Origin of the sequence: Pseudopedobacter sp., assembly GCF_040392825.1 — a bacterium.
GTDB lineage: Bacteria > Bacteroidota > Bacteroidia > Sphingobacteriales > Sphingobacteriaceae > Pseudopedobacter.
In genome coordinates this window covers 1-11022 of record NZ_JBEBVH010000125.1, presented here as the reverse complement: position 1 = coordinate 11022, position 11022 = coordinate 1, and the positions used below count along the sequence as shown (strand labels likewise).

Below are 11022 nucleotides of genomic sequence, written 5' to 3'. Positions count from 1 at the left end.
CGTAAATGGCGCATCGGCATAAAAATCTTCATATAATTTGTCTGCTTGCTCCAATGTCAGATCTGTTTCCAGATAAATTGACGCCATGATTCCACGAGCAAAGTCGCCTCTATAAGGGATAAAGTTGATTGCTTTATCGAAGTTTGGTTGCAACTGATTTAAGCTTTCGCCTATCTCATTCAAATGCTGATGTTCAAAAGCTTTATAAACTGAAAGGTTATTATTTCTCCAGCTGAAATGACTCGTTGCTGTTGGCTTTTGTCCCGCACCGGTAGATCCCGTTGTAGCAGCTATATGCACTTCATTGTTCAATTTTCCAGCTTTTGCTAAGGGCAATAATGCCAGTTGTATACATGTAGCAAAACAGCCCGGATTGGCGATGTTATGAGCTTTCTTGATTGCTTTTTTGTTCAGTTCAGGCAAACCGTAGATGAAGGCCGAAGGCTCAACGCCTAAAGCTGAAGGCTGATTTTCCTGTCCATTGCTTTCTGCTTTGGGCCTTAAGCTTTTGGCTTTTAAACGGAAGTCTTGTGACAAATCAATAATTTTGATATTATCATTGAACTTATTGGCTTCCAAAAACTTTCTCGCATCACCGTGACCTACGCAAAGGAACAGGACATCTATATCCTGCGAAAGCGCATCGGTGAATCTTAAATCTGTATCGCCAAATAAATCAGTATGAACATCTGAAATTAAATTTCCGGCATTACTGTTACTGTGTACAAAAGCTATCTCTACTTTTGTATGATTCACCAATATTCTTAAAAGTTCACCCCCGGTATAACCGGCACCTCCAATAATTCCAGCTTTAATTTTTTCCATTTTTTAATTGTTTGTTGATAGTCGTTCGTTAGAACTTACTGTTCTAAACTAAACCTCTATATAAACCTAATTCTGCATCCGGTGCTTTAAGCTTTTAGCCTTTTGCTTCATTTACTTTATGCCATATAGACACCTGATTACCAAATATTTTAGAGAAACCTTTCACATCGTCACCAGTATAACCTTCGTTCATTTCTCCGTAAGTTCCGTATTTGCTGCTCATTAAATCATGATCAGACTCTATTCCTTCAACCACAAATCGGTATGGATATAACTGAACATAAACTTTTCCGGAAACGGTTTTCTGCGAGTTTATGAAGAAAGCTTCGATATCTCTCATCACCGGATCGTGAAACTGCCCTTCATGCATCCAGTTTCCATAAAACATTGCCAATTGGTCTTTCCAGGAAAGCTGCCATTTGGTTAATGTATGTTTTTCCAGAGCATGGTGTGCTTTAATAATCACCACTGGAGCAGCTGCTTCAAAACCTACACGACCTTTAATACCAATTATGGTATCTCCAACATGAATATCTCTCCCAATTCCGTAAGGAGCAACAATATCTTGCAAGGCTGAGATGGCTTCTGTCGGATGGTTATATTTTGTTCCGTTAACTGCAACCAATTCGCCTTTTACAAATTCCAACTCTACCTCTTCCTGACCGGTTTTGGTTATCTGAGTAGGCCACGCCTCTTCTGGCAAAACACCTCTGGAAGATAGCGTTTCTTTCCCTCCAACAGAAGTTCCCCAAATACCTTTGTTAATCGAATATTTAGCTTTTTCAGCATTGATATTCACACCATGTTTATGCAAATATTCAATCTCAGCTTCGCGGCTTAATTTTAAATCGCGTATTGGTGTAATGATTCCCACTTTCGGAATCAGGATGTTGAATATCATATCGAAACGTACCTGATCATTGCCAGCTCCTGTAGAACCATGCGCAACAAAATCTGCATTGATTTCCTTAGCATAATTAGCAATTGCAGTGGCTTGTGTTACACGCTCTGCACTTACAGATAGTGGATAAGTATTATTCTTTAATACATTACCAAAAACCAGATATTTTAAATAGTCGTCATAATACCCTTTTACCGCATCAACTGCATGATGAGAAGCAACACCCAAGCTATAAGCCCTTTCTTCTATATCTTTTAATTCCTGATCAGAAAATCCACCAGTATTTACAATTACAGAGTGTACTTCTAAATCTAAATCTTTAGACAAATAGATACAGCAAAATGAGGTATCTAAACCTCCACTAAAAGCTAAAACTACTTTTTTCTTCATCTTTATATTATGCGTTTTGGGTTCTAAACAAATTAACAGTTACCATTTTTAAAGAGTTACGAAGCTTAGCTTCTATACGCTCTAATAAAGTGGCTTTTTTGGTGATTTTTTTTAAGCGTTCTTCCTCCTGAATTCTCTTGTCTTCAGGATCGTAGAGCATAGCAGTACACATACAGTTTTGTCTGCCCTTGGACATTAAAATGTCGTAATTTACACAACTTTGGCAGCCTTTCCAAAAGTTTTCGTCTTGTGTAAGCTGCGAATAAGTCACCGGCTCATAGCCTAATTCAGAATTAATCTTCATTACCGCCAAACCTGTAGTCAGTCCAAAAATCTTGGCATCAGGATATTTCGTTCTCGAAAGCTCGAATATCTTAAATTTAATCGCCTTAGCTAATCCAGCTTTTCTGTAGATTGGATTTACAATTAAACCCGAGTTGGCAACAAATTCTCCGTGGCTCCAGGTTTCAATATAACAAAAGCCTGCCCATGTGCCATCTTTGTGCAAAGCAATTACCGCCTTACCTTCCAGCATTTTATTGGATACATATTCCGGTGAACGCTTGGCGATTCCAGTTCCTCTTACTTTCGCAGAGGCCTCCATTTCGTCAACAATAGTTTGCGCAAAACCTACATGTTGAACTCCGGCAACAAGAATATTAAAATCGTTAATGTGCATTTTTAAAAATCGATAAATCCATCGAAGGGATTTTAATCAGTAAATAAAAAGTTGATTTAAAAACTGTTTACAACAAACAGAAAAAGCACAATTGAGATATTACCAGTCTATTAAGACCTGGTAACAAAAAGAGGTCTTCGTCGCAATATGCGTATAGATGTATAAATTTCAGAAAGCAACACCTGAAAGCTTACCGTTTTCTCAACAGTATAACCCTTAGAAATATTTAAAAGCAGTTGTTTCATTTTCATTTATCCATCAGACACTTAAGGCCGATTTTGAGATGCAAAAGAGCGTATTATTTTCATTAAATACAATAGGCTTATTAAATTATTAAAAAAAATAACATTCAGATGCTTTTTAGATTTTGTCTACCCATAAAAAATATCATTTCAGCGACAGCATTACTAATGAGGTAAAATACCATAAGTATTTCTAATTTAAATAGTCTTTCTTAAGCTGGGAAAACCGTAAACTATAGACCTGCCTTTGATCCGAAACACCCATAATACGATACAAATCAGACAGTTGCCCGGAGAGATCTATATCGTAAATAAGAAAATTGGGATTACTAATAATTATTTTTTCTGCCTCTTTTAAATCTGAAAGCGCTAAAGAAAAATTTCCTTCTTTAACTTTTAATTTTGATATCATCAAAAGGCATTTCAATTCATCTTCTTTAGATTTCATCTTTTTTGCAAGTTCTCTGGCTTGTAAAAAAAACCATAATGCTTCCGTTCTTTTTCTCATGGCCAAATAGTTTTTACCTAATTGATAATAAGCCTGCATTTCCGACCATCGGTCTGCCAAACGAAAACTTTTCATCAAAACCCTCTTCAGCAACATGTCTTCTGCTTCTTTGAATTGATTATTTTCATAAAATAAATTTGTTTGCCAAAACAAGCTGTTAATCAGTTTCGGTTCCTGCTTAATATGTTCATAAGCTTTAATTGCAAGCGAGTTATTCTGAAATGCTGTTTCTTTTTGCTGCTGCACAAAAGCCAGTTTTGAAAGGATTGTTGCAATAGTTGCTGCCTCGAAATCTTTCCGCTTCAATTGATATATAAACAAAGCAGCTTCTAGCTTCTGTCTGGCAAAGCTAATTCTTAAATTTAGAAAATCTTCAATAGCCAAATATTGTAACAAAGTAGCTTTGTTTTCTAAAAAGACTGGCAACGAATAAAATGTGAGTCGTTCTGAAATTGAGTGGAAATTATATTTATTGTTTAGCGATCCGAAATAGCTTAGGTATATATTTAAGGTCAAGGGCTTTACCTGGGGGGAAGAGATCTCTAAATTTAAAACTTCGATTTCATCCGCCAAAAGCGAAATACCATCTTCTTTATTAAAAAGAGAATCTAAAAATAACTTACCTCCAGCCGTATTTCTGAGATCTATCTCTATAGAAAAACACATCTTTCCCGAAAACAAGAATATGATAAAGAAGTATATGGCTTTCTTAAATGGCATATATCAAATTTACAGGAAAGATAGATAAAAGAAAAGCTGCCTTTCAGCAGCTTTCTTATTTATTCCAATCCTTTCAAATACTTTATACTCCTGCTAATACTCTCAAAAGGATCTATTTCGAAATTTTCCTGTTCAACTATGGCGTATTTCAAGCCGGCTAATTTAGCCTGCTTTAATATTTTCTTATAGTCAATTGTTCCATTTCCGATTTCTGTATTCTTAGTCTCATCCGATTTACGGATATCTTTAATATGCCACATAGTAAATCTACCACAATGGTCTTTAAAGAATTGTTCAATATTCTGTTTTGCTCTTATCGCCCAATATAAATCAATTTCGAACTCCATTTCAGTAGGTTTTAATTCTTTCAACAGAATATCATATCCTGTTTTTCCGCCTAAATCTTTAAATTCAAAATCATGGTTATGATAAGCCAGTTTTATACCCGATTTTTTAAAAATCTCGGAAACTACCTTTAGTCTTTCCGCCAGTTCTTTAACTTTCGCTTCTGATTTAAAAACACTACGGTTTATATAAGGAAAGATAATATACTTTTGACCAAGCGTTTTTGCTACCGTAATATAGTCTTCTATGACATCATAATCTATTCCTTTTTCCAGAAAGCCAAACTCATAATGTCCTCCATAAGTTTTCAGTTTATATTTGTCTAATAATTGTTTGAAATTCTTAGGACTTAATCCCCAAAAACCTGTTTGTTTTGAATACCCATAAGGTTCCACAAAAGAATATCCAGCTTTAGCGACCTTTGAAATTACGTCTTCTACACTTCGTTTTTCAAACTCGCCTCTTAACGAATATAATTGCAAACCATACGCTCGTTGCGAAGCGTTAGCAATAGATACTGCACTCAACAGAACCAGCATAATTAGAGATATTAAAGCAGTTTTCTTAAGCGCATTTATTTTCATTCGCATAAAAAACTACTTAACGGTTAAAATATACTTCACCATTTCTTCGGCTTCTTTCTTATTCATTTGAGGATGCGGTGCCATTGGGATTTGTCCCCAAACTCCTGACCCTCCTTTGATAATTTTACCTGCCAATAGGGTGATATTTTTTGAATTAGACGGATATTTTGCCGCAATGTCTTTATAAGATGGTCCTACTAATTTGTTCTTCTCGGTATGACAAGCTTTACAATCAGACTTTAAAATTAATTGTTTTCCAGCAGGTTCGTCTTTATCCTGTGCATTTACAATAGAAGAAATTCCTGCGCATAATAATAGCGCAATAAGTTTATGTTTCATTTTAATTTAGTTTTTATGGATTTAAATATACAGGATCTCCTTTTTTATATGAAACGCATGCATCATATCTTCCCGGCACTTCTTCATACCTTAATTGTTGCGTCGCTCCAATTTCTGAAGTAAAATATCCCATTAGAGTGAGTTCTTTCATTAACCTGAAATAATGCACAGGCTGGCCGGACTTCCGTACCTTTTGGTGTTGCTTTTGATCTGTATCTAATTTTATCAACAACTCTTTCCGTTGCGGAGCAGTACATGAGATAAAGGTAGTATTAAACATGGTTGTCGCCTCTTCGTCTATTTGTTTAATGCCTTTTATAAAAACATTCCTATCTCTGGCCGTATAACAATCCGTTATCATTAAAGCCATAAATTCACCAACTTTGGCTGCTTTTGCTCCGGGTGTATCAGTTTGGGGGATAATGGTATCTGCTATCTCATCTAAAAGCAGAATGTCTTTTGCTGAAAAAATATCATTCACTTTAATAGCAATACCCCCGCTTAATTTAGACGCCGCAAACAGCTCTTCGCTTATTACAGTTGTACCTAATATGGCTGCTACTGCCGCAATGGCATCTCGCCTGTTCATTTTCATTTTTTATATTGATAATTTAAAGCCGTCTCTGTAATCCCTCTTTATAAATTGGTTAACTTCGTCGAAATTAGTTACTCTCATATTCGCATCATCCCAGATTAATTTGATATTTCTTCCGGGATAAGTTGCCTTACCATCTTTAACTACCTGAACGTCATGCGCTCTTATAGCAAGATTAGCAATTAATAAAGACTCTGTAAGTGAGGCTGCTGTTTCAAACGGAGAGCTTACTTCTTGCTTTCCATAACCAGCAATACAGGCATCTACCCATTGTTTATAATGGCCGTTTGTACTACCTTCAACTCTCTTTTTAGTTTCGGGGACGTTAACTTCCAGATTTCTAGAAACAGGTAATAATCTTGGATTCTGATTGTATGTCCCGCACATCATTTTACCTTTTGTTCCAATAAATAAAGTTCCGTTTCCGCCTCCAAAATTGTCTCCTGCATCTAATTCTTCCGGTCTTTCTGGTTTTATTCCGCCATCCATCCAATGCAATTTAAGTTTTGTTTTGTTTGTTGGAGTTTCTTTGAAAGTTAAGATTACGTGGCTGGAGGGAGGGCAACTTTCGGGAAAATAACCACGTTTAAACTCGTCTACATAAACAGTTCCTACACTTGCTTCTACATGAGTGGGACTTTGTAAATTAAGTACCGAGCAAGGAGCATCCAATAAATGGCATCCCATATCTCCCAATGCTCCTGTTCCAAAATCCCACCATCCTCTCCAATTAAAAGGTACCAACTTTTCTACATAGTCTCTATTTTTTGCTGTCCCCAGCCATAAATCCCAGTTAAGCTCTTTAGGAACTTGTGCGGGAGATTTCGACCATGGAATACCTTGTGGCCAAACAGGCCTATCTGTCCAGCAATAAACAGTATGGATATCTCCCAGCAGTCCGGCTTCATACCATTCCTGCATTTTTCTAAGTCCATCATTAGATGAACCCTGATTACCCATTTGAGTTATTACCTTATATTTTTGAGCAGCCTGTTTCAGCACTCTGGCCTCATAAATATCATGTGTTAATGGCTTTTCGACAAATACATGCTTTTTTAACTGCATTGCTCCAAGAGCAATTACTGCATGATTATGATCAGGAGTTGATACACAAACCGCATCGAATTTTTTACGCTCTTTTTCAAAAAGCTCTCGCCAATCGTGATAATATTTAGCTTTAGGGTGTTCTTCTCTTGTCTTTGCGGCTCTTCTATCATCCACATCACATAAATGGGAAAGTACTGCATTTCCAGAATTGTAGATATTTCTCAGATTAGAATAACCTTTTCCTCCAATACCAACTCCCGCGACATACAACTTATCGCTTGGTGCTAAAAAATTTTTACCGCCCAGAACATGCCTGGGAACTATGGTAAATGTAGCTGCAGCAACAAGCCCCGATTTTAGAAATTTCCTACGTGATGAGTTATTTTCAAAATGTTCCATTGATTTATAAATTGAACTTGAAAATAGCAATTTATGTTAAAATAATTCTGTTAAATAAAAAAAAGAGAATTAAAAAGTCTACGTTCTCTATTTTTAAAGGAAAGTTTCTCCCTTATTTGCTTTCGATAAACATAAAAGTTCGCTTGTTTATTAATTCTGGTAAAACAAATTATAATTCTAATACTTTGCACTTTGTTTTGGCCATTTATTTACAGAACTATATCTTGCTTTTATTTAAATTTTATGTATTCCCTGATATACTTTACCAAATCTATCGGTTATTTTTATTTTAAGATTAGTGACCTCTGGATCTAAATGCGCCATAAACAGGTGATCTGTACGCTTAGGCTCTACCCATGATCTTATTTCCGGTAATTTATCTCCCTTATATAATCTCACTGTTAATGGATCAAAGCCTTTTGTCTGCTCCATCTCTCCCATAAATTTATCATTCCCCCACCATTCAACTTTCCACTCTTTATCCCAATTCCATACATTTACAATCAATCTTTTTTGAGCTGTTAATTCCTGAATATCATAGCTGTATTGATGATGAGCATCAAATCCAGTAGATTTATAATACCAGGTCAGATCGTTCCCATTTACTTCATAAACGCCATAGCCTCTTGGAGTTCCATCTCCACATAATGGCCCGGACCACCAAGCTCCACATACTGTTCCATGTACGTGTTCATACACACCATATTTTTCGTAATTGTTATTATAGTGAGTATGTCCAGACATAACATGGACTTTTCTTCCTTCTAAAATGCTGTACAATTCGTCTCTGTTTTTTACGGAGTTATGTACCGGAATATGAAGACCAATAACAATTAAATAATCTTTAGGTACATATTCTAAATCTTTTCTTAGCCAATTTAACTGTTGTTCTACAATGTAACCATCATAGTCTCTTTCGGTACCCAGATAACGTACATCATCTAACACGACATAATGTGCTTTTCCTCTATTAAAAGAATAATAAGTTGGACCATAATTTAATTTAAAACTACGGTCTGAAGTATCATCACCTCCTTGCCTGTAATCCATATCATGATTACCTAATGCCTGAAAAAAAGGTATTCCCATTCTTTTCACCGCTTCTATGTAGTCTGGTATCAACTTATGGTTATCCCAAACGATATCACCTACGGTTATTCCATGAACAAGAATATCTTCTCCCATGCCCTTTACAAGATTCTGCACATCCGGTACAGATGTTTCAAGCATTTGCTTTACATCTGCTTTTGTTCTTACCTGAGGATCTGCCCAAACAATAAAATGATGTTTTGTATCGTTTTTTTTAAGCTTCTTTAGTTTAAAATGATATTCATTTCTTGATCCAAGATTCTCGTATTGTTTTGCAAGATTTCCATTGTCAACTGTAAAATCATATCCTGATGGAGTACTTAAAATAATAAATTCTGATTTATCTGTCAGTTGAATACTATATCTTCCTTTTGTATTTGTTGCAACTACAGAGAAACCATCAGAAATTACGACGTTCTTTAATGGTTTTCCATTACTTGTTACAGTGCCTGAAATTTTATTATTGTGTTTTAAGTTGGTAAACGCTTTTGATTTAAGACTAACGGCCATACCGCCAGCCAGAATACCAAAGGATTGTATGAAACTTCTTCTCTGCATATCAATAAATTACTTTTTCAAATTTCCTTTCTTTTACAAGATTGGTTAGTTCTTATATAGAATATATCTTACGATTTTAACTCATAGACAGTACAAAATCTTTCGGTCTGTTCATAGTTTCAGTATAAACATTCCCAAATCTGTCTGTTACTTTTATTAAGACTGGAGTACTGGCATTAGAAGCTTTAGCTTTAAACATGTGTGCTGTTTTTCCCGTAACAAAATCTTCGGTTGGCTCAGCAGCTGCATTTAGCCGAAGCGCTTCATAAGAGACAATGTGCAGAGGATCTAAAACTTCTACTCTGGTTACTATTAACGGCACATTATTCTCAAATAATTCTACACTCCATCGTTTATCATATCCCCAAATATTTACCAGTATCTCGTTGTTAGTATTTGCATTAGCATATTCCCCTGCATAAGGTTTCAAAGCTGCATCGGTTGAGTTAGGCGCAAATTTGGCTGCAGTGATATGAACTTTGTTTAAATCATAAGCTCTAAACTGATATTCTTCTTTATACCCGATAGATTTATAATGCCATTGGTAGTTCTTTCCATTGAATTTCCAAATTCCATAACCTCCCGGTGCGCCATCTTTACAAATATGATTACCTGCATATCCGTTCCTTCCTGTCCACCACCATGTTGCGCAAATAGCTCCGGAATTATGTTCCATTATATTGCTATTATTTTCATAAGCATAACAAACATGCGTATGTCCGGTAATCAGATTAACATCTGTAAAACCATTTAGTGCTCCTACTAATTCAGAAGCGTTACTTAATCTAAAAGAGCTTGTTTCATTTCCGTTTGACAGCTTGGGGCTGTTATTCAATTGGATATGCATAGCAACGACTATGGGAGTTGATTTATCTGCTATCATTTCCAGATCTTTCTTTAACCAGGCCATTTGCTCCGCTACTACGACAGCATTGTAGTTTCTGCTACCAACAGTTCCTTGTGTTCCACCTGTATTGATATACTGTATATTATCTAATACGATATAATGCACCTTACCGAGGTTGAACGAATAATAAGTAGGTCCTAAGCTCTTTCTAAAAGCTTCTTCGGCCTGCCAGTCACTATTAATATATGGATCGTTATCATGGTTCCCCATGGTGTGAAAAACCGAGATCCCCATATCTTTGACTAGACTGAGGTATTGAGTAAAACTGTATTTATTGGAATACCAGTAACCATCCCATGTCATGTCACCTAAAGTAAGGCCATAAACCTGGTATCCCTCATTACGGTATTTTGCTATACTTTGTGCGGCATCGCGAAGAAAGCCATTTTGAAACTGCGATACATCATTATTTCTGTTTGCCAGGTGCATATCGCCCAAAGCAAGCACTACATGTTTTTCGTTGTCTACGGGTTTTAGTTCAAAACTGATTGTCTCAACAACATTACTCCCAGATTCAAAGTGTTTATAGAATACGGGTAATATTCCAACAGAAGTACTTACCTCATATCCTCCGGGAACCGAGACAAAGACAAAATCTTTTGTTTTCTTTGAAGGCAGGTAGTAAATACCATTCTGGTCTGTTTGAGTAACCTCTGTCCCATCTGACACTACAACACCAGCTAGGCCCAATCCCGCAGCGTATACCATTCCTTTAACAGTCATACCTGTCTTGTCGGGTATATATATTTCTACCTGGGTATCACCAAGCACCATGTTTTTATCCGATCTTGTAACAGAAACACGATAGCTGCCCCATGCAAAAGCCTCAGGTATAACAATAGTACAGCCTGTTTCCGATATGGATTTGACGTTAAGAATAACATTATTACCATT

10 protein-coding genes are annotated in these 11022 nt (G+C 36.2%); all 10 read right to left on the bottom strand.

Features of this window, described 5'->3' with window-relative positions; all coding sequences use genetic code 11:
• On the bottom strand, positions 1-825 hold an 825-nt coding region (locus ABWO41_RS10220; protein ID WP_353137342.1), incomplete at its 3' end, for an Asd/ArgC dimerization domain-containing protein.
• A gap of 94 nt (positions 826-919) precedes the next feature.
• Positions 920-2116 (bottom strand): argininosuccinate synthase, encoded by a 1197-nt coding sequence (locus tag ABWO41_RS10215; protein WP_353137340.1) that lies wholly within the window; start codon positions 2114-2116, stop codon positions 920-922.
• Positions 2117-2123: 7 nt separating this feature from the next.
• Positions 2124-2795, bottom strand: a complete 672-nt coding sequence (locus ABWO41_RS10210; RefSeq protein WP_353137338.1) for a GNAT family N-acetyltransferase — start codon at positions 2793-2795, stop codon at positions 2124-2126.
• A gap of 435 nt (positions 2796-3230) precedes the next feature.
• Positions 3231-4265, bottom strand: a complete 1035-nt coding sequence (locus ABWO41_RS10205) for a tetratricopeptide repeat protein (protein ID WP_353137336.1) — start codon at positions 4263-4265, stop codon at positions 3231-3233.
• 59 nt (positions 4266-4324) lie between these two features.
• Complete coding sequence (locus tag ABWO41_RS10200) at positions 4325-5200, bottom strand: sugar phosphate isomerase/epimerase family protein (protein WP_353137334.1); 876 nt, start codon at positions 5198-5200, stop codon at positions 4325-4327.
• A 6-nt stretch (positions 5201-5206) separates the two neighbouring features.
• Positions 5207-5533 (bottom strand): c-type cytochrome, encoded by a 327-nt coding sequence (locus tag ABWO41_RS10195; RefSeq protein ID WP_353137332.1) that lies wholly within the window; start codon positions 5531-5533, stop codon positions 5207-5209.
• Between the two features lie 13 nt (positions 5534-5546).
• On the bottom strand, positions 5547-6122 hold the full coding sequence (locus ABWO41_RS10190) for a gluconate 2-dehydrogenase subunit 3 family protein (RefSeq protein ID WP_353137330.1): 576 nt from the start codon (positions 6120-6122) through the stop codon (positions 5547-5549).
• Positions 6123-6131: 9 nt separating this feature from the next.
• The gene (locus tag ABWO41_RS10185) at positions 6132-7574 is read right to left on the bottom strand and encodes a Gfo/Idh/MocA family protein (protein ID WP_353137328.1); all 1443 of its coding nucleotides are present in this window, start codon (positions 7572-7574) and stop codon (positions 6132-6134) included.
• A gap of 234 nt (positions 7575-7808) precedes the next feature.
• On the bottom strand, positions 7809-9221 hold the full coding sequence (locus tag ABWO41_RS10180; RefSeq protein ID WP_353137326.1) for a calcineurin-like phosphoesterase C-terminal domain-containing protein: 1413 nt from the start codon (positions 9219-9221) through the stop codon (positions 7809-7811).
• Between the two features lie 76 nt (positions 9222-9297).
• Positions 9298-11022, bottom strand: a 1725-nt coding sequence (locus ABWO41_RS10175) for a calcineurin-like phosphoesterase C-terminal domain-containing protein (RefSeq protein ID WP_353137324.1), incomplete at its 5' end; no start/stop codon positions are given.